At 38.4% G+C, this 18,951-nt stretch carries 19 protein-coding genes; 14 read left to right on the top strand and 5 right to left on the bottom strand.

The window, feature by feature from the left end; translation table 11 throughout:
- The first annotated feature begins 132 nt into the window (after window positions 1–132).
- The 4 genes from RMA95_RS17305 (at window position 133) to RMA95_RS17290 (ending at window position 5,343) form a co-directional block, all read left to right on the top strand.
- Window positions 133–1,755, top strand: coding sequence for a BCCT family transporter (locus tag RMA95_RS17305; RefSeq protein ID WP_311072193.1), 1,623 nt, complete (start codon window positions 133–135; stop codon window positions 1,753–1,755).
- 117 nt (window positions 1,756–1,872) lie between these two features.
- A complete protein-coding gene (locus tag RMA95_RS17300; RefSeq protein WP_311072191.1) occupies window positions 1,873–3,939 on the top strand; it encodes a choline transporter in 2,067 nt (688 codons plus the stop codon).
- Window positions 3,940–3,950: 11 nt separating this feature from the next.
- Window positions 3,951–4,565, top strand: a complete 615-nt coding sequence (locus RMA95_RS17295; RefSeq protein ID WP_002054351.1) for a MarC family protein — start codon at window positions 3,951–3,953, stop codon at window positions 4,563–4,565.
- 262 nt (window positions 4,566–4,827) lie between these two features.
- Window positions 4,828–5,343, top strand: a complete 516-nt coding sequence (locus RMA95_RS17290) for an acyl-CoA thioesterase (RefSeq protein WP_004703199.1) — start codon at window positions 4,828–4,830, stop codon at window positions 5,341–5,343.
- A 131-nt stretch (window positions 5,344–5,474) separates the two neighbouring features.
- On the opposite strand, the gene RMA95_RS17285 is transcribed toward RMA95_RS17290, so the two are convergent.
- Complete coding sequence (locus RMA95_RS17285) at window positions 5,475–5,672, bottom strand: hypothetical protein (RefSeq protein ID WP_002054416.1); 198 nt, start codon at window positions 5,670–5,672, stop codon at window positions 5,475–5,477.
- A gap of 502 nt (window positions 5,673–6,174) precedes the next feature.
- Between RMA95_RS17285 and RMA95_RS17280 the strand changes: the two genes are divergently transcribed.
- Complete coding sequence (locus tag RMA95_RS17280) at window positions 6,175–7,173, top strand: GTP-binding protein (protein ID WP_311072188.1); 999 nt, start codon at window positions 6,175–6,177, stop codon at window positions 7,171–7,173.
- Window positions 7,174–7,214: 41 nt separating this feature from the next.
- On the opposite strand, the gene dctA is transcribed toward RMA95_RS17280, so the two are convergent.
- On the bottom strand, window positions 7,215–8,477 hold the full coding sequence (gene dctA, locus RMA95_RS17275) for a C4-dicarboxylate transporter DctA (protein ID WP_311072187.1): 1,263 nt from the start codon (window positions 8,475–8,477) through the stop codon (window positions 7,215–7,217).
- Window positions 8,478–8,667: 190 nt separating this feature from the next.
- On the opposite strand from dctA, the gene RMA95_RS17270 reads away from it, so the two are divergent.
- The 5 genes from RMA95_RS17270 to pgaD all read left to right on the top strand — a co-directional run bounded on the left by RMA95_RS17270 (window position 8,668) and on the right by pgaD (window position 13,630).
- Entirely contained in the window at window positions 8,668–9,198 is a 531-nt protein-coding gene (locus tag RMA95_RS17270; protein WP_311072186.1) for a YaeQ family protein, read from the top strand.
- A gap of 87 nt (window positions 9,199–9,285) precedes the next feature.
- A complete protein-coding gene (locus RMA95_RS17265; RefSeq protein WP_311072184.1) occupies window positions 9,286–9,627 on the top strand; it encodes an FKBP-type peptidyl-prolyl cis-trans isomerase in 342 nt (113 codons plus the stop codon).
- A 233-nt stretch (window positions 9,628–9,860) separates the two neighbouring features.
- Window positions 9,861–11,855, top strand: a complete 1,995-nt coding sequence (pgaB, locus tag RMA95_RS17260; protein WP_263613126.1) for a poly-beta-1,6-N-acetyl-D-glucosamine N-deacetylase PgaB — start codon at window positions 9,861–9,863, stop codon at window positions 11,853–11,855.
- A gap of 13 nt (window positions 11,856–11,868) precedes the next feature.
- Window positions 11,869–13,125 (top strand): poly-beta-1,6-N-acetyl-D-glucosamine synthase, encoded by a 1,257-nt coding sequence (pgaC, locus tag RMA95_RS17255; RefSeq protein ID WP_261491610.1) that lies wholly within the window; start codon window positions 11,869–11,871, stop codon window positions 13,123–13,125.
- Between the two features lie 85 nt (window positions 13,126–13,210).
- The gene (gene pgaD / locus RMA95_RS17250) at window positions 13,211–13,630 is read left to right on the top strand and encodes a poly-beta-1,6-N-acetyl-D-glucosamine biosynthesis protein PgaD (protein ID WP_311072180.1); all 420 of its coding nucleotides are present in this window, start codon (window positions 13,211–13,213) and stop codon (window positions 13,628–13,630) included.
- A 105-nt stretch (window positions 13,631–13,735) separates the two neighbouring features.
- Here pgaD and RMA95_RS17245 read toward each other — a convergent pair whose 3' ends face one another.
- Together RMA95_RS17245 and RMA95_RS17240 are read right to left on the bottom strand one after the other, a co-directional pair.
- Entirely contained in the window at window positions 13,736–14,524 is a 789-nt protein-coding gene (locus RMA95_RS17245; RefSeq protein WP_311072179.1) for a crotonase/enoyl-CoA hydratase family protein, read from the bottom strand.
- 159 nt (window positions 14,525–14,683) lie between these two features.
- Window positions 14,684–15,628 carry a DMT family transporter gene (locus RMA95_RS17240; RefSeq protein ID WP_311072177.1) on the bottom strand — a complete coding sequence of 315 codons (945 nt, stop codon included), beginning with the start codon at window positions 15,626–15,628 and terminating at the stop codon, window positions 14,684–14,686.
- Window positions 15,629–16,036: 408 nt separating this feature from the next.
- Here RMA95_RS17240 and pnuC point away from each other — a divergent pair, with 408 nt between their 5' ends.
- From pnuC to RMA95_RS17220, 4 genes are read left to right on the top strand one after another with little or no spacing between them, the layout of a single operon-like run.
- On the top strand, window positions 16,037–16,627 hold the full coding sequence (pnuC, locus tag RMA95_RS17235) for a nicotinamide riboside transporter PnuC (protein WP_049065220.1): 591 nt from the start codon (window positions 16,037–16,039) through the stop codon (window positions 16,625–16,627).
- Between the two features lie 46 nt (window positions 16,628–16,673).
- The gene (locus tag RMA95_RS17230; protein ID WP_263613130.1) at window positions 16,674–17,273 is read left to right on the top strand and encodes a hypothetical protein; all 600 of its coding nucleotides are present in this window, start codon (window positions 16,674–16,676) and stop codon (window positions 17,271–17,273) included.
- Between the two features lie 21 nt (window positions 17,274–17,294).
- The gene (locus RMA95_RS17225; RefSeq protein ID WP_311072174.1) at window positions 17,295–17,762 is read left to right on the top strand and encodes a hypothetical protein; all 468 of its coding nucleotides are present in this window, start codon (window positions 17,295–17,297) and stop codon (window positions 17,760–17,762) included.
- A gap of 22 nt (window positions 17,763–17,784) precedes the next feature.
- Complete coding sequence (locus RMA95_RS17220; protein ID WP_032047794.1) at window positions 17,785–18,087, top strand: hypothetical protein; 303 nt, start codon at window positions 17,785–17,787, stop codon at window positions 18,085–18,087.
- Between the two features lie 41 nt (window positions 18,088–18,128).
- Here the strand turns inward: RMA95_RS17220 and RMA95_RS17215 are convergent, their stop codons facing one another.
- Entirely contained in the window at window positions 18,129–18,941 is an 813-nt protein-coding gene (locus tag RMA95_RS17215; protein ID WP_311072171.1) for an IclR family transcriptional regulator, read from the bottom strand.
- Window positions 18,942–18,951: the final 10 nt, after the last annotated feature.

The raw sequence follows: 18,951 nt of genomic DNA, 5'->3' as shown, positions 1-18,951 counted from the left end.
AATGAATTTTTGAATCTTACTTCGGGGTAGAAGAGATAGAATCGAAAGTTCTTACGGATAGGATGATGCGCATAAGTCCAGTACTTATCACGTTATTTTGGGAAAAATACACCGATTGCAAGGAGCAATAAGATGGTGTTGAAAAGTGATGGATATTCTTCAGACCATATTCGGTTAAATCGTTTTGTATTTTGGAGTTCGGCAGTCAGTATCGGCATTTTTGGCCTATTATTTGTACTGTTTCCAGAAAAAAGTCAGTTTTGGCTGACCTATGTGCAAGAGCAGGTAAACCACTTTTTCGGGTGGTATTACATGTTGGTGATAGTGCTGTGTTTAGGCTTTGTGGCTTGGCTTGCCTTCTCAAAAGTGGGACAAATTCCTTTAGGAAAAGACCACGACAAACCTGAGTTTGGCTATTTGGCTTGGACCTCAATGCTGTTTTCGGCAGGTATTGGTATCGCGCTACTTTATTATGGTGTTGCTGAACCTGTTGATCATTTTCTAAGACCACCCGAAGGTGAGGCAGGAACCATTCAGGCTGCTCGAAATGCCATGACCTATAGCTTTTTGCACTGGGGTATTCATGGCTGGGTGCTTTACGCTTTGCTCGGTGTGACCTTAGGTTACTTTGCTTTTAGACAAGATTTACCGCTTGCATTGCGCTCGGCTCTCTATCCAATTTTCGGAGAGCGGGTTCATGGCTTGGTGGGGGATTTTGTTGATGGCTTTGGTATTTTAGCGACTGTCATTTCGCTCGTGACCAACTTAGGTATTGGTGCTTTAGTGTTGGTTTCAGGTATTTGTTATTTAATTCCTGAAATACCGCATAGCTCTGCAACCTTAATTACAGCTGTTCTCGTCATGATGAGTGTTGCGACCATCACAACAGTAGTTGGTATTGAAAAAGGTCTGGCATGGTTATCGCGTATTAATTTGCGTTTGCTCTATGCTCTACTTTTATTTGTATTTTTAACAGGGCCAACTAACCATTTGTTAAATGGTCTTGTTCAAAATGTCGGTGATTACCTCAACAATTTTATGGGTAAAAGCTTTGATATGTATTTATACAATCAAAAAGCCAGTGGCTGGTTGGGTTCATGGACTGTATTTTATTGGGCATGGTGGATTGCTTGGGCACCTTTTGTAGGGATGTTTATAGCCCGAATTTCCAAAGGTCGAACCATTCGTGAAGTGGTTTTGGGTGTATGTCTCATTCCATTAGGTTTTACCTTGGCTTGGATTTCGATTTTTGGAAACACCGCAATTCATTTTATTCTCAACCAAAAGCAGAAAGCTTTAGGTGATATGGTTTTAAGTGATCCAGCGTTGTCATTATTCAAATTACTCGAATATCTCCCGTTTAATCCGTATATTGCCGGGATTGTTGTTGTAATTTGTTTCGTTTTATTTTTGACCCCTGTTGGGTCTGGTACACTAATGATCGCCAATTTGTCCTCGAAAGGGGGCACCAGTGATAGTGATTCACCGATCTGGTTACGCATCTTTTGGTCTGTGGTCATTACCATTGTAAGTATCGGCTTATTATTAGCAGGTAGTTTTAACTCCATGCAAAGTGCAGTGGTGTTATCTGGTTTACCATTTTCTGTGATTATTTTGCTTTATATGTTTGGTCTAGCCAAAGCCTTAAAGCAAGATGATTTTGACCCGAATGTTGCGAAAAAGCAGTTAGCTATTTCAAAAGACATTTCTATTCCATCGAATTGTGACCAGAACAAAGTAACCGAGGTTTTATAATCTTGGTTCATCACATTTATTTATATTTTTTGCGTTCAAAGCAGTCTTTTCATTATGGTTAAATAGTGAAAAGACTAAATTGAATATTTTATTTTTCTTCTATTCCTTGAGGATTGTATGGCAACAGATAATCCAAGAGCAGTTGATGATTTAACATTATCTAAATCTAAAAAAGACCCGCTTAACCGTGTGGTTTTTTATATTTCAGCTCTAATCATTTTAATCTTTTCTCTCGTTACTTTTTTATTTAACGATTTCGCAAATCGAACCATTAACACCGTTCTTGCGTGGGTAACGTCAACCTTTGGCTGGTATTATTTACTGGCTGCAACGCTATATATGGTGTTTGTCATTTTCATTGCCTGTTCAAGATATGGTGAAATTAAGCTTGGTCCTAAACACTCAAAGCCTGAGTTTAGTTTACTGAGTTGGTCTGCCATGCTGTTTTCGGCAGGTATTGGTATCGATTTAATGTTCTTCTCGGTAGCCGAGCCATTATCTCATTATATGCAGCCGCCTGTTGGTGTAGGCCAGACCTATGAAGCTGCACGCCAGAGTATGGTGTGGACGCTGTTTCACTATGGTTTGACTGGATGGTGTATGTATGCCTTGATTGGTATGGCACTTGGCTATTTCAGTTATCGCTATAATTTACCGCTTACCATTCGTTCTGCACTTTACCCGATTTTCGGGAACAGAATTAATGGGGCCATCGGCCATAGTGTGGATACTGCTGCCGTCATCGGGACAATTTTTGGTATTGCGACCACCTGCGGGATTGGCGTGGTACAGCTGAACTATGGTTTACATGTTTTATTAGGACTGCCAGAGAATATCTGGATGCAGTTTGCGCTGATTGCCATTGCAGTCGGTATTAGTATTATTTCAGTGACATCTGGGGTGAATAAAGGCCTTCGGATTTTGTCTGAAATCAATATTTATGTATCGATTGGTCTTTTGCTATTTATTTTATTCTTGGGCAATACCGAGTTTTTACTCAATGCGCTGGTACAAAATATTGGTGATTATTTAACTCGCTTCCCAACCTTAGCCTTACAAAGTTTTGCCTTTGAACAACCTAAAGATTGGATGAGCAGTTGGACCTTGTTCTTCTGGGCATGGTGGATTGCTTGGTCGCCATTTGTAGGGTTGTTCTTGGCCCGTATTTCTAGAGGCCGTACTATTCGTGAGTTTGTGTGCGGGACTTTAATTATTCCTCTGTTATTTACCTTAACGTGGTTATCCATTTTTGGTAATAGCGCATTACACAGCGTTATTTTTGAAGGCAACCAGACTTTAGCTGCAACGGTATTATCTAATCCGGCCCATGGTTTTTATGACCTGTTAGCGCAGTATCCAGGTTTTACCTTCATTGCTTCAATTGCGACAGTGACAGGTCTTTTGTTCTATGTGACTTCTGCCGATTCGGGTGCATTGGTTTTAGGTAACTTCACGACCAAGCTTACGCATATTGATAATGATGCACCGCGTTGGTTAAGCGTGTTTTGGGCAATTGCCATTGGGTTATTAACGCTAGCCATGCTGATGACCAACGGGATTACCGCTTTGCAAAATGCAACCATCATTATGGGACTACCATTTAGTTTCGTGATGTTCCTTGTGATGGCGGGGCTTTATAAGTCGCTCAGACTTGAAGACTACAGGCATGCCAGCCGAAGTATGAATGCAGCACCTGTAGTGGGTAACGTCGACATTTTGAATTGGAAACAGCGTTTGACTCGGGTTATGCATCACCCGGGAACAACTGAAACCAGACGAATGCTCGATACCGTTTGCAAACCTGCTGTTCAAGCCGTTGCAGATGAACTCATTAAGCAAGGCATGAATGTAGACGTGCAGCAAACACCACTTGAAGATGACGAGGCGCTATATCACCTCGATATCACCATTCATTTGGAAGAAGAGCAAAACTTCGTGTATCAGATTTGGCCAGTCCGTTATAGCGCGCCTAACTTTAGTCAGCGTGTAAAACGAGGCAAACAGTTCTATTACCGTCTCGAAACTTATCTTTATGAGGGTTCTCAAGACAATGACCTTGTGGGTTACAGTAAAGAACAGGTTATTAATGACATTTTAGATAAGTATGAAAGACATATGACATTCTTGCATATTAATCGTATTAGCCCTGGGAACCGTCCATTATTCCCAGATCCGCAAGCTTAAGGGGAATATGCATGGTTTCACCATATCTGCATTCTTTTGCTTTATTTTTCTCTTTGCTCAACCCTTTTTTAATGAGCATTTATATGATTGGCTTGATCCGCCATTCAGAAACCAAGGTATTTAATAAAGCTTTAATTCAGGGCAGCTTGATTGCTTATATCGTCTTTATGCTGTTTGCATGGGGCGGTGAAGCAATCTTTAGTAAATACCTGAATGTACGTTTTGAGGCTTTCCAGATTTTTGGCGGTCTTATCTTTTTAGTGATTGGTTATCGCTATGTGTTTCAGGGAGCCGATACCATTGGTGAAATGCGCGGTGCACCTGAGCATTTAGCTGGAACCATCGCCATGCCTTTTATGATCGGGCCGGGCACCATTAGTGCGGCTGTGGTCACGGGTATTGAAATGTCGATAGGTGCTGCGGCACTTGTTATTGGATTTACCATGTTTTTAACATGCAGTATTTTGATTTTGATGAAATTTTCACATGATCATTTACGCTATAAACATGCAAAATACATCGATCGCTATTTTGATATTGTCGGGCGGTTATCTGCTTTGTTAATTGGTACGATTGCTGTTGATATGATTATTAATGGTATTACCGGACTGATCCATAAAGTATAGTCAGCCTCATATAAAACGATGCTGTGTCATTTAAAATGGAACAAAATGGCATAGCATCTTTAACTTATTTTTGGCTGCTTCTCAGCTTTTTATTTAAGAAAAACTAAAAAATAATTAAAAATAATAGCTTAAAAAATATTCGTTCAAAAAAAGAATTAACAATATTAAAAAATACGATGCTATGTTGTGGATTTAAGCATGTTTTTTTTGTGAATTATCAACCATAATGTTTTCTGAGCTTGTTTTGAGACAGAGTTGAGTCATGCCTACATTAGATGAAATGACAACCGTAACTGATGATCAGTCAGAATTAACCATGTCAGTGTTAATGACCCCAGACATGGCAAATTTTTCAGGTAATGTTCATGGTGGAACAATTCTAAAGCTGTTAGACCAAGTGGCCTACGCTTGTGCAAGTCGTTATTCAGGCAGTTATGTCGTAACGTTGTCTGTAGATAAAGTAAATTTTAAAGAACCAATTTATGTGGGCGAACTCGTTACATTTTTAGCGAGTGTGAACCATGTGGGTCGTACTTCAATGGAAGTGGGTATTCGTGTAGAAGCACAGAATATTCAAAAGCGTACCGTGCGCCACACCAATAGCTGTTATTTCACGATGGTTTCGGTTGATGAGCATGGTAAACCACGTGAAGTGCCTCAATTAAAACTCGATACTGAGTGGAAACGCTGTCGATTTGAAGCAGCAGAACACCGCAAGGTGTTGCGCCTACAAGAAAATCATAATCCTTCTTGTAGCATGTATAAGAAAACTTCTTAAAGAACAAAGAATATTGAATTAAAAAAAGATCGAACCGCAGCATGGTTCGATCTTTTTTCTTCACCGAAATTTAACGTCCTGTTTCGTTTCAGCAAAATTATCTCTGAGCTTGGAGGAGAGTACAGAGGTAATTATTGAGCAGCAGGAGCAGCTTCAGAAGCAGAACCTACCGCTTCAGATGCAGCATTTGCAGTGTTTGCTTGCTCTTGAGTTGAAACTACAACTTTATCTTCTGCTGGAGCATGAACTTTATCATGTTTAGAAGCAGCAAAAGTTGAAGCAGCAGTTAAAGCTAGAGTAGTCGCGAGTAAAGTTTTAGCTAATTTCATTTTATGGCATCCTTAAATTCATTAAAAAATAAATCAAACCTAATCGTTCATACCTACCTGATAAAACATGTAGGGCTGAATGACTAAGCTAGGACACATGCTAAGCCGAGCTTTGGATTACATCAATTAACTTAACAATCTATTACGCCTATCTTAACAATATGAAATATAGGGGCCGTTTATGTGCGTCTACTGTAAAATTGGAGCGCTTGTTGAGCGCTAAAAATGTGAAAGAATATTTCTTGTTGAATAAAAAAAAGCCAAGTTGGTTACGCAAACAAAACACTCTGGCATGAATTGTGAATGCTTATAAATAGAATATTCCGTTTAATTATTTTTTATTTAAAGTTAATTTAGATTATTGATGAGAGGTATGTCACAAAAATGCTGTTTTAGCCGGATAATTGAAAACTATAGCTTCAAAATGAAAAATGTTTTCCATGCCACTTAAACAGTGATATACCTTTCTTAGTTTTTAAAACCTTGTTGATTTGAGCCGCTTGTGAAACTTATTGCCCCAAAAACTGTGCCTACCCATATTATCTCAGGGTTTTTAGGTGCAGGAAAAACCACATTATTGCAGCATTTATTAAGTCAGAAACCCAAAGATGAAGTGTGGGCAGTTTTAATGAATGAGTTTGGGCAAATTGGAGTCGACCAACAGCTGTTACCTCAAGATGAAGGCTATGCTGTAAAAGAATTATTAGGTGGCTGTTTATGTTGTAGTAGCCAACTTCCCATGCATATTGCTTTGGCTCGTTTGTTAAGTGAACAAAAGCCAGACCGACTCTTTATTGAACCTACTGGGCTTGGGCACCCTTCACAATTATTTGATCAGTTAACCGAACCGCATTGGCAAAACAGCTTGGCTATGCGTGCATTGGTTACAGTTGTCGATGGTAGTCGTTTGCATGACACCAATTGGGTTAAACAAAACTTGTATGAAGATCAATTAAAAGCCGCGCAAATTGTGGTGGTGTCGCATGCTGACACCATGACTTTTGAGGATGATCAGGCACTAGATAAGCTTAAAGATGAATACCAGCCTTATCAGCAGCAATGGCTAAAGACCGAGCATGGTCAACTTGAACTAGCACAAATTGATGTTGCTGCTCGCTTAACTGAGCGGTCTATACAACCTTTACTTAAGCTTCAAAAACAAATGACCGAAGCTGAAGTTGCAAAAGAAATTCACCAACTGCCTTATCACTATGTTGAGTCTGCACAAGGTTATATTGTGGCGGGTTGGAAATTACCTAAACGTTGGAAATTTGAGTTCTATGCTCTGCTTGATGTGTTGTGTGCACAGCAAGACTGGCTACGTATTAAGGGAATTTTTAATACAGATCAGGGATGGAAGACCTTTAATTTTAATCCTGACCAATTTAACTATAAGTCTGGTGAAGAGGGCATTGATAACCGTATTGAAATCATTAGCCAACATGAACATGACTGGCTGGCATTTGAAAATGAATTATTAGATTGCAGAATTGATGAATAGAGAACATTGAAAAGATAGTCAATGTTCTCAAAAATATTCATTTATTTTTTGATGTCGAGTACAGCTTTAGCTTGAGCATGGTCAATGTCTTTTTCCCAATGTGCAATGACTACGGTCGCAACACAGTTACCAATTAAATTGGTGCAGGCACGGATAATCCCGATAAACCAATCTACAGACAATAAAAGCACTAAACCAATTGCAGGTAAACTTGGAATGACTGAAAGTGTAGCCGCAAGAATGACTAAAGCTGACCCTGGAATACCATGCGCGCCTTTAGAGGTAATGAGCGAAACCAGCAAAATAGCCAACAAGTCATGCATAGAAAGATCGATATTGCAGGCCTGTGCAATAAAGATCACCCCTAGAGTTAAGTAAATTGAAAAGCCATCTAAATTAAAAGAATAACCGGTTGGAATGACCAGACCGACTGTTGAATCTTTAATCCCCAAGTTTTTAAGCTTTTTCATGACTTGAGGGAGAACCGAATCGGAAGATGCTGTACCTAAAACAATCGCGAGCTCATCTTTAAAGTAGCCTACAAATTTGAAAATGTTGAGACCAGCAAGTTTTAGAATTGAACCTAGAACAATCACAACAAATAAAATGCAGGTTGCATAAAAGAGTAAAACTAAATAACCGAGTTGTAGAAGTGAGTCTGATCCGAATTTTGCAGTGGTATATGCGACTGAACCGAATACACCAATTGGAGCTAAACGGATAATCAGTCCCATAATTTTAAAGAAGACTTCAGAGAAAGCTTCAAGTGCCTGACGTACCAGCTCAGCTAAATGTTTAGGAATTAAAAGTAGCGAGACACCAAATAAAATCGCGATGAGTAAAATCTGTAAAATATCGCCGTTGGCAAAAGCAGCCGTAAATGTTTTTGGAATAATATTGAGTAAAAAGTCCGAACCTGTATGCATGTCATGAGCACGGTCGGTATAGGTACTTAAATCTTTAGCATCTAAATGATGAATATCGATATTCATACCGACGCCCGGTTTAAAGACATAAGCAACAATAATTCCCAAAATTAAAGCAATACTGGTGACCACTTCAAAATAAAGAATCGTTTTTGCACCGACTTTGCCCATTTTTTTAATGTCGTTTGCACCATAGATTCCCAGTACCACCACACAAAACACAATAGGAGCAATCAACATTTTAATGAGCGAAATAAAACCATCACCAAGAGGTTTTAAAGCTAGGGAGAAATCATGAAAACCAAGACCTACTGCAATACCGAGGAAGAGAGCGCAGAGAACTTGTAGGAATAAACTACGTTTAAGTTTTTGCCACATAAGTCATCAAATCAAAAAGAGAGGAATACAACCCTCTTAAGCAAAAAGCCCGCCAACTTTGAAAGTGCTTAGATGTTTTGGAATAAGATGCAAATTTAGAGTGAAAGAAGTTTTGAGTTACTGCGTTTTTTCTATAATTTTTTAACTAAAATCGAGTATTCTTAGCGCCAAATTTTTGGACATATCAACTATGGCGCTTAAAGCAACAATTTATAAAGCGGATCTGAACATTGCCAATATGGATGACCATATTTATGGAGATTATCAATTGACGCTTGCCTTACATCCTTCAGAAACTTTAGAACGATTAATGGTTCGTGTTATGGCATTTGCACGTTTTGCCAGTGATAGCCTTGAATTTACCAAAGACCTTTTTGAAACTGATGAGCCTGCACTTTGGCAAAAAGACTTAACAGGACAGTTAGAAACCTGGATTGAAGTCGGTTTACCTTCTGAAGATAAAGTGAAAAAAGCCAGTGCCCGTTGTAAAAATGTGGCAATTGTTGCTTATGGTTCACAAGTCGAAGACTGGTGGAAGAGAAACAGTAAAATTAAAACTTTGAGTAATGTTCAGGTATGGCAAATTGCACCTGAAAGTACAGCAGAGCTAGAACAGCTTTGTGAACGCACTATGCAGTTACAGTTAAATGTTATGGACACAGAGTGGACTTTGCTTGGTGAAAAGGGCCAAGCAAATGTGGTGTGGACACAATTACAGTAAAACTGGAAAGCGAAACAAATTTTACAACTTCACTTGCTAGACTAAAGATTGAGTCTGAGCTGTGAATTTAAATGAAACGGAAATGTTATGATCACTGAATTAGAAATTATCGATTTAAAAGTAGGCGAAGGTAAAGAAGCGGTTAAAGGTGCTTTAATTACCACGCACTATATAGGGTGGTTAGAAGACGGTACTAAATTCGACTCTTCAATTGACCGCGGAAATTATTTCGAATGTGTCATTGGTACAGGCCGTGTGATTAAAGGTTGGGACCAAGGCATCATGGGAATGAAAGTGGGCGGAAAACGTAAACTTATTGTTCCTGCGCATTTAGCTTATGGCGAACGCAAAATGGGTAAAATTATTCCGGCAAATTCAAATTTGATTTTTGAAATCGAATTATTTGACGTAAAAACTCGTGATGAGTGATATCAAATTCTTTAGGGTTTGATTTTATATAAGCTTTAAATATAAATACATTCACTATTTATATTTTAGCTTTTTGAATATTTAAGATTATTTTCAGTTTATTTGATTATAAAGGTGAACTGAAAAACTGTTCTTTGGAACAGTCTGAACCTAAGGGCTAAATTGACATAAGGTTTAGTTCTTAAGTTTAAATTTCACATAAATAATCTATATTGCTATTGAGACGCTATTTCATGATTACCCGTTTTGCATCTCCTTTGTTGAATCTAACGCTTGGCTTGGCTTTAGCAGGCTTGTCAGGTATGGCATTAGCTAAGCCTCCTAAAATAGATGCTTCAGAACTTACTGTTATTGGCTATCATGAAATTACCGATACTAAAAATGCCTTAATTCCTCAATATGCAGTGACCACGAAACAGTTTAGTGAGCATATTGATTGGCTGCAAAAAAACGGTTTCCATTTTATTACTGTAGATCAGTTGATTCGTGCTCATCAGGGCAAAACTGCACTGCCGACCAAGCCAGTTTTATTAACTGTAGATGATGGTTATCAGTCTTTTTATCAAAATGCCTATCCAGTGATTAAGGCTAAAAAAATCCCGGTAGTACTTGCAGTTGTTGGTTCTTGGTTAGAGCCTAAAGCAAGTCAGAAAGTTGATTTTTCTGGCGAAGAAATTTCACGTGATAAAATCTTAAGCTGGCCTGAACTTAAAGAAATGCAAGACAGTGGTTTTGTTGAAATTGCAAGCCATAGCTATCATTTACACCGTGGTATTACAGGTAACCCACAAGGAAACTCTGAACCTGCGGCAACGACTCGTTTTTATGACGTAAAAACTAAAACGTATGAAAACGACAGCCAATATCAGGCCCGAATTTATAACGATTTAAAAAAGAATAATCAGTTGCTTAAAGAACATGGTATACGTTCACCACGTATTATGGTGTGGCCATATGGTCGCTATAATATGCAAACTGTTCAAATTGCTAAAAAGCTTGGTATGCCAATTACCATCACACTTGATGATGGAGCAGATCACGCTAAACAGTCTCTACAAAATATGAGTCGTATTTTGGTAGAGGGCGGAATGAGCACAAATGATTTAGCTCAAGAGATTAAAAACCGTGAGTTAAATTTAACGGATAATAACCGTCCGCAAAAAATCATGCATGTGGATCTCGACTATATCTATGATCCAGACCCGCAACAGCAAGAGCGTAATTTAGGTAATTTACTCGACCGTATTAACGCGATGGGTGTAAATACAGTTTATTTGCAGGCTTTCTCTGATGCAGATGCGAATGGTTCTGCCGATATGGTATACTTCCCAAATCGACATATTCCTATGCGTGCTGATTTATTTAACCGTGTTGCATGGCAAATTCAAACACGTACTCCTGTAAGCCGTATTTATGCGTGGATGCCATTATTGGCATGGGAACTACCAAAAACTGATCCTGTATCAAAAGATTTGGTTGTAACCCAACAGGATAAAACGGGTGGACACCTTAATATGGGATACATTCGTTTAAGTCCTTTTTCACCTGAAGCGCGTCAAACTATCCGTGAAATATATCAAGACTTAGCGAAGTCATCGTCTTTCAATGGAATTTTATTCCATGACGATGTGACACTGTCTGATTATGAAGATGCAAGCCCAGATGCTTTAAAAGCTTATGCAAAACAAGGCTTACCAACAGACTTGGCAAAAATTCGTGCAAATGACGAAGATTTGCAAAAGTGGACTGCATACAAAACCAGATATTTAGATGATTTTGCGATGCAGCTTGTGGATCAGGTTCGTCAATATGAGCCATTCCTGTTAACAGCACGTAATTTATATGCGCAAGTGGCTTTAAAACCATATGCGGAAAATTGGTACTCTCAGTCACTTGAAGAGTCATTAAACCGTTATGATTTTACTGCTATTATGGCGATGCCTTATATGGAGCAAGTGAAAAACTCAGATCAATTCTATAAAGATATGGTTGATCGTGTTAAGCAATATCCAAATGGCATTAAGAAAACAGTTTTTGAGCTACAGGCAACGAACTGGCGTAATAACGAAAAGGTACCTTCAACTGAAATGGCTGCGACAATTCATTCTCTCTATGAACAAGGCGTAATGCATGTCGGATATTACCCTGATGACCCAATTAAAGATCATCCGGACGTGAACGTGATGCATAAAGCATTTGCTGAAAAATCATCTCGTCTTGTGCCGTAGTCGAGGCTGAAACATGACAATCTTTGCTGCAATATGGTCGCACGCCCTAAAATTCGTTTTTTATTATCCATTGTTTATGTCATATCTATGGATGATAGGTGCGGTCATTTTCTATTGGAAGGAACGTAAGGCTCCACCTTACGATCAACCAGCTCCATTAGAAAGCTATCCGAAAGTTGCTGTACTTATTCCTTGCTTTAACGAAGGTGATAATGCAGAGGAAACCATTAGTCATGCTTTAAAACTGGACTATCCTAATTTTGAAGTGATTGCGATTAATGATGGCAGTTCGGATAATACGGGTGAAGTGCTGGACCGTTTAGCTGAACAATACGAAAAGCTTCGTGTTGTTCACCTTGCACAAAACCAAGGTAAAGCAATGGGCCTACAGGCAGGCAGCCTGATGACCGATGCCGAGTTTTTAATTGGTATCGATGGCGATGCTTTGCTTGACCCGCATGCAGCGAAATGGATGATTCGTCATTTTCTTCAGAACCCAACAGTTGCAGCCGTAACTGGAAACCCACGTATTCGTACGCGTTCAACTTTGTTAGGACGTATTCAAGTCGGTGAGTTTTCTTCGATTGTGGGAATGATCAAACGTGCACAGCGTACATTTGGTCGTTTGTTTACGGTGTCTGGTGTAATTACCGCTTTCCGTAAAAGTGCTGTTCACCAAGTCGATTATTGGTCTCCAAATATGTTGACCGAAGACATCGACATTACTTGGAAATTGCAGCGTGCAGGCTGGGACATTCGTTTTGAACCGAATGCCTTGGTCTGGATTTTAATGCCTGAAACCTTAAACGGTTTGTGGAAACAGCGTTTACGTTGGGCAATGGGTGGAGCACAGGTTTTAATTAAAAACATTGATGTGTTCACCAAACCAAAATTGAATTTTTTATGGCCTCTCATGTTTGAGCTTTGCTTAACTTTAGTCTGGTCATATTTAATGCTGGCAATGGCTGTGTTGTGGTTGGTACATTTTATTTTACCGGTCCCTGCTTTAGCCGTTGTGAGTTCCCCATTTTTACCGTATGGTAGCGGTATTTTATTGGGGGCAACCTGTCTAATTCAGTTTGCTTTAAGCAAATGGATGGATAGTCGCTATGAACCGCATCTAGGAAAAAACTATTTCTGGATGATCTGGTATCCATTGGTCTTTTGGCTAATCACCATTTCGGCAACCATTGTGGCATTTCCAAAAGTCTTACGACGTGGAGATGAGAAACGAGCACGTTGGGTGAGCCCGGATCGGGGCATTCGTTAGATGAAATGCAAGAGTCATGAGATTTTAAAGATCGTGCTGTATTGATGTCTGGGGAAAACCGCAGCACTTCGTTAGGTAAAGAGAAATGAAGACAAATTCGTTGATTATTGATTTACGTCGTCAATTACCATGGCACAAACGCTATGTTTCTACAACAAGCACAGCCATGATGTGGGGCGGTTGGTTGTTGTTGTGGCGTCCGTTCGTGTTTGTATGGCTATTGGTTGAACTACAAAAAACACATTTGGTACACCGTTTATTTAGTGCCTTTGGTGTTGGAATTGAGCATGGCTTTACAGCACTCATTGCTTGTGCAATTGGTTTGTTGCTATGGAGTCATGTGTTGCCTGAACGCCGTGTTGGGGGGAGTGCACTTAACATGAAACAGACAGATGATTATGCACGCTACTTTGATTTGCCAGAGCAAGAAATTGAACAGGGCCGTAGCCAAAAAATTACGGTCGTTCACCATGATGAATTTGGTAAAATTGTTAGAGTTGAATAAACCTAATAAATAAAAAAGAAAGCCCACATGATGTGGGCTTTCTTTTTGCATATATGCTTAGAGAGTAATAAGTTTTAAACCGCGAAGTATAAGTTTGAGTAGGTTTTATTTACCTTTAAAAACAGGCGGTCTTTTTTGCAACATGGCAAACACACCTTCTTGAACATCTTCTGTGGTGAGTAAAGGCTGAAGATGGCTCTGTAATTGGCTAAAAGCAGTTTCATAACCTTCATTAATGGCTTCACGGGCAGAAGCGAGGGTCGCTTTTACAGCAAGTGGTGCAGCTTGCGCGATATTTTCAGCCAGTTCTATTGCACGGTTGAGCTGCGTACCTTCTGAGCAAACTTCTGTAATCAGGTTCATATCAAAGGCGGTTTTTGCATCAAAAGGATCACCTGTGAGCAAATAACGCATCGCTTTGGCCCAACCTGCTGCCTGAGTAAAGCGGGCAGTTGCACCGCCAAAGGGTAAGATGCCACGTTGGACTTCCATTTGCGCAAACTGAGTATTTTCACTCGCAATTGCAATATCTGCATTAAGAAATAGTTCTATGCCAGCTGTATAGCAATAACCTTGTACGGCTACAATTAATGGTTTACTTAGTTTTCGACCAACTGTACCCCACGGGTTAATTTCTTCATCACTAAAATCAAAAACACCTGTAGCAAGCTTAGGTTGTAACTCAACTAAATCTAAACCCGCCGTAAAATGGTCACCATGTGCAAAAATAATTGCACAGCGTAGAGCATCATTATTTTCATATTCGGTCAGTGCTAGTGATAAGTCTTTAATGAGGTGGCTATCAAAGGCATTGCGTTTTGCTGCCCTATCTAGACCAATTAAAAAAATATGTCCTCGAGTTTCACGGCTGACTTTCCCTTCTTGATTTGACATATTTTCACGCTCTTTATTTGTCTTTAATTATCTTTTAAACAATCATTTAAAAACGATCAAATACAATTTGTTGATGACTTGGTAAGTGAAAATAAAATGATGCTGTAAATATGAGTTAAAAGTGCAACCTGACTCATAGATGAGTCAGGTTGCATATGCTTAGGCAGAACGCCTTGAATACATAAATAGCCCTAGACATAACATGATTAAACCTAAAACAAGATGTGAGCTAAGTTGTTCATGGTTGAACCATGTTCCCCAAAAAGTGGCTAAAACAGGAGTAATAATTGTAATAAGTAGTACCGTCGTCGGCTGTAGTACCTTAATGAGCTGATAATAAAAAATCATGGCAAGTACAGAAGAAAAGACAGCACTATAGAAGACCGCGAGTGAAATTTTCAGACTTGGAAATTCAGTTGGAAGATGCGACCAGAAGAAAGGCAATAAGCATACGTAACCCACCCACGAGACAAGGCTAGAACCCGTCATTTGTATAATGGGATTAATATGCGCTCCGACAGATTTTACGGCAAAAGTCGACAATACATAAAACAGCATAGCGATCAGCTCTAGCATAATACCAATACTGTTGAGCTGAAAACCTGATGAAGATAGCCCTAATGTAAAACTCATCCCGACAAGAGCAATACCGAGACCAAGCCACTGCCATGATGAAAAACGCTCGTGTCCTAATACAAAGGAGCTAATGAGCCCAGATACTAAAGGAGAGATGCCGTAAATAATTGAAATAATGGCCGAAGGAACTTTATCTGCACCCATATAGCAAAAAGCCATGGAACCAAATAAACCAATGGCTCCTGCACAGTAGCTTAAAATTGCTTTTTTACTAAAGATCAGTTTTAAACGGAAAAATTTTAAACACAGCAAGGCAATCGGAATAGCGATGCTAAAGCGAAGGAATAACCCCCATGCCCAGTGAAGTTCTTGTACTGTCCAGACAGCGGCGAGTGGTGTAAGCGACCAAATAACAATGACCGCAATAAATTGGCCGGCTGTAGCGAGTCGAGTCGGAGATGACGGTAATGCTACAGCCGGCTGAATCTGCGGGCTGGACGTACTCTGTTGTTCAAATAAAGGCTTCATATAAAGCTCCATAAAGTGATGTTTTTTAGGATGAACGAACATAAAAAAAAGCCGCGTTTTATGGCGGCTTTTTAAGAAAAATCAGAGAATATATTATGTAATTAAATTCTTGATTTTTTTATTTAAAGCGCCAAATTGTCCAAAACAAGGACGTCGCCAAATGACCACACAGAACTTAATCTCTGGGGCGTAGAATTGACGCGCTAGACAATAATGGGCTTTAGATAAAAACATGATAAGTATATTAAAAATATAGATGATATTTTTATAACATATAAATAGAAAAGTACAAATTAGATTCAAGCGTGGAATATAGATTTTTTTGAATACGTTAAATTAGTTGTTTGCTTAGGCCCATATTTTTCTCATAATACCTCGTCAAATTGATCTCAATAAGCAGCTGCTCTTATGTCACCTCTAGAAATCTTTGCAGTCTTAATTAGTCTAATTGGAGTCGGATTAACTGTAATTCGCAATATGTGGTGTTGGCTGTTTAATTTCTTTGCCTTTGTTCTATACGCCTATTTGTTTTACGAATTTAAGCTTTATGGTGAAACGATTTTGCAATTCTTTTTTATGGCCGTAAATTTTTATGGTTTTTACTATTGGCTCAAAGGAAAGCAGCAAGATCATGACATTCGTATAGAACCAATAGCTCCTAAAGTTGCAATTTTTCAAATGATCATTGCCGCGGTAGGTGGTTTACTTTTTGGTTTGATACTTAAAAACTTTACCGATGCAGCAGTGCCTATGCTCGACTCACAGCTTGCCGCATTTAGTTTGCTTGCAACTTACTGGACGAGTCGAAAACATATTGCGACTTGGATACTTTGGGTATTTGTCGACATTATTTATGTGGGCATGTTTATTTATAAAGATCTATTTTTAACTTCAGCCTTATATGCAGCCTTTGTGTTAATGGCAGCTTATGGTTGGTATCAATGGGAAAAGGTTAAAAGAAAACAGAACGATCATATAGATTTGAAAAAAACTATTTAATGTATGAGAAAATATTAAAACAATAATCCTGTTTGGAAATTATTTGATGACTCATACTTTAAAAAAACTTTTATTTTGTTTATTTCTTTGTTCTGGTTATGCAAATGCTCAGATTAACGCTGTTCCTTTAAAACAGCTTAGTAAATTACCGGATTCATGTCAGAAAGATGAAGCTGCTGAAAATAATAAATTAGCTATACAGACGGCACAGGTAAAAATACAAAGCTATTCTTGCTTTAAGCCTGATATAGCTGATGCGCTAGGCTATAATGTATTTGCTATCAATTTAGATAAAAATAAAACCTATTATTTTAAAGCGCAAACTCAGGATATATCCTCAATAGCAGGTCAGACTATATATAAAATTGATTCTGAAACCTTTGCAATAGACAATTATCAGGAGCGTGGTGGAAATTTTATTATTTTTTGGGTAGCGGACTGGTCAAATATTTATACACAAGATATTAGTTATTATACGGATGATGAAACTTCCATAGATAGCTTTATTAAAGACAAACAGATTTATTTACAGAAGAAAAAATATTTGGATAATACCAAAACTAAGAAAGTTGGATCTCCTTTAATCATTATGAAAGACAAACAAAAAGGTTTGATCATTAATAAGACTAAGGCACAAAACTTTTAAATCATTAATTTCTGGATTTTTATGAAAAATTTAACTCATATATTTTTATTTTGTATTGGTTTTTTAGTAGCAACTATCTCTTATGCGCAAGTAAATATTAAACCTTTATGGCATGGTAAGGTATTAAACGGTTTTGATATTCCCTTAAATAATCTGAAAAAGCCAAAGCAGGTTATTAAAGGTGAAGCTGATGAATGCAATGGTAGTTATTTTCCAGATCAATGGGTATATGAAGATGGAGTGATACTCTCTACGGGATCTTTAGATAAGGTATATGTAAGCCAGCAAAATGGTCTAAAGTATGGTTCTCGATTATTTAATCATTTAACTACCGAGAATGATTTTAAAAAGTTTTTTGGTAAACAAATAGTTATATCTGAAAATCATACTTACTCTATATTTCCTTGGAAAGGTACTAATGATGGCTTACATTTTCATTTCCGTAATGGAAAATTACACTACTATACGCACTCTATTGATGACTGTTAATGATTAACCTTTAAGAATAGCCATGATCCTGAATTTAGTCATATATAAACAGCAACAGTTTGATGCGATGGCCCAAAAAATTATGGCCGAACCCACAAAATATATAGATTTTAATTCAGTGTCAGATTTTTATAAGGCTGCATGGCTCAAGGATTTTCCACAAGGCACACAGGTCTCTGCGACTGGTTTAGATGATGGTGCTGAAGAGTTTTATGCCGTAATACAGTTTAAACAGCAGTATTTAAAGTTTGATATTAAAGAAAATCATTTGCTACTGAGTTTTCAGGATATGAATGGTGAAGTTTTTAAAGTAGTTTTTAATTGATGAAATAAAAGCACAAAAAAAGCGACTTAACGTCGCTTTTTTTAATAAATAAATTTTGAAATTTTATCTGCGGTTGTGATCACCATAGCGGCAATATCTTCTTTAAAGGTCTTTTCATCATAAGTGGTAATTGGGCAGCTCACTGAAAGAACCGCCACCATTTTTCCATTTGATTGTTTGAAAATAGGGGCAGCACAAGCAGCCATATCATGGTTGTAATGACCCCAGCTCACCATCGATTTTTGAGTTTTTACATAACTCAACTTTTGTAAGAGTGCTTTCAAACTGGTTGGGGTCAGTTCTGAGTAACTATCCCACTCATTGAAATTACGGTAACGTTGTCGTACTTCTGCCTCTGGTAAATCTGACAATAACATTTGACCAATGACGGTTGCATGTGCAGGCCAGCGAGTACCTAAACTAATATTGCTGGTAAACGTTCCCATAGATTGAACGTTATTTACAAAAACAATGTGTGTACCTTCTAAAACGGTCAGATGTACTGCCAGTTTGGTCTGGTCGCGTAGTTCTTTCATTAAGGGCGTCGATAAATCGAGTAATGAAAGTTTAGATAAACTGTTAAAACCAAGCTCCATGACTTTTGAATCGAGAGCATACGTTTTTTGTGAAGCTTTCCTTAAGTAACCGCAAGCTTCAAGTGTGTAGATCAGACGAAATGCACTAGAACGGTTCACTTCCAAAATTTCGGCAATTTCTGTAATCGTCATTTCTTGTGCTTGTTGATTAAATGCTTGCAAGATGGCTAAACCACGCACAAGCCCTGGTACTAAATATCGATCATCATTTTTTGTCGTTTCTGATTCTTGCAAATCTTCTTCAATTGCTATGCTCATTCGTGTCATT

Source organism: Acinetobacter sp. V110_1 (assembly GCF_031798975.1).
In the GTDB taxonomy this organism is placed as follows: Bacteria; Pseudomonadota; Gammaproteobacteria; order Pseudomonadales; family Moraxellaceae; genus Acinetobacter; species Acinetobacter nosocomialis_A.
Note: the sequence above shows the minus strand (reverse complement) of the source record. Positions and strands in the feature narration are given on the sequence as shown.

What these genes read in the sequence shown, in the direction of transcription:
- RMA95_RS17220 (WP_032047794.1), top strand. Translation starts at nt 17,785, where the DNA reads ATGATCCTGAATTTAGTCATATATAAACAGCAACAGTTTGATGCGATG.
- pgaD (WP_311072180.1), top strand. Translation starts at nt 13,211, where the DNA reads ATGAAGACAAATTCGTTGATTATTGATTTACGTCGTCAATTACCATGG.
- dctA (WP_311072187.1), bottom strand. Translation starts at nt 8,477, where the DNA reads ATGTGGCAAAAACTTAAACGTAGTTTATTCCTACAAGTTCTCTGCGCT.
- RMA95_RS17230 (WP_263613130.1), top strand. Translation starts at nt 16,674, where the DNA reads ATGACTCATACTTTAAAAAAACTTTTATTTTGTTTATTTCTTTGTTCT.
- RMA95_RS17295 (WP_002054351.1), top strand. Translation starts at nt 3,951, where the DNA reads ATGGTTTCACCATATCTGCATTCTTTTGCTTTATTTTTCTCTTTGCTC.
- RMA95_RS17265 (WP_311072184.1), top strand. Translation starts at nt 9,286, where the DNA reads ATGATCACTGAATTAGAAATTATCGATTTAAAAGTAGGCGAAGGTAAA.
- RMA95_RS17305 (WP_311072193.1), top strand. Translation starts at nt 133, where the DNA reads ATGGTGTTGAAAAGTGATGGATATTCTTCAGACCATATTCGGTTAAAT.
- RMA95_RS17240 (WP_311072177.1), bottom strand. Translation starts at nt 15,628, where the DNA reads ATGAAGCCTTTATTTGAACAACAGAGTACGTCCAGCCCGCAGATTCAG.
- RMA95_RS17215 (WP_311072171.1), bottom strand. Translation starts at nt 18,941, where the DNA reads ATGAGCATAGCAATTGAAGAAGATTTGCAAGAATCAGAAACGACAAAA.
- RMA95_RS17225 (WP_311072174.1), top strand. Translation starts at nt 17,295, where the DNA reads ATGAAAAATTTAACTCATATATTTTTATTTTGTATTGGTTTTTTAGTA.
- pnuC (WP_049065220.1), top strand. Translation starts at nt 16,037, where the DNA reads ATGTCACCTCTAGAAATCTTTGCAGTCTTAATTAGTCTAATTGGAGTC.
- pgaC (WP_261491610.1), top strand. Translation starts at nt 11,869, where the DNA reads ATGACAATCTTTGCTGCAATATGGTCGCACGCCCTAAAATTCGTTTTT.
- RMA95_RS17270 (WP_311072186.1), top strand. Translation starts at nt 8,668, where the DNA reads ATGGCGCTTAAAGCAACAATTTATAAAGCGGATCTGAACATTGCCAAT.
- pgaB (WP_263613126.1), top strand. Translation starts at nt 9,861, where the DNA reads ATGATTACCCGTTTTGCATCTCCTTTGTTGAATCTAACGCTTGGCTTG.
- RMA95_RS17290 (WP_004703199.1), top strand. Translation starts at nt 4,828, where the DNA reads ATGCCTACATTAGATGAAATGACAACCGTAACTGATGATCAGTCAGAA.
- RMA95_RS17245 (WP_311072179.1), bottom strand. Translation starts at nt 14,524, where the DNA reads ATGTCAAATCAAGAAGGGAAAGTCAGCCGTGAAACTCGAGGACATATT.
- RMA95_RS17285 (WP_002054416.1), bottom strand. Translation starts at nt 5,672, where the DNA reads ATGAAATTAGCTAAAACTTTACTCGCGACTACTCTAGCTTTAACTGCT.
- RMA95_RS17300 (WP_311072191.1), top strand. Translation starts at nt 1,873, where the DNA reads ATGGCAACAGATAATCCAAGAGCAGTTGATGATTTAACATTATCTAAA.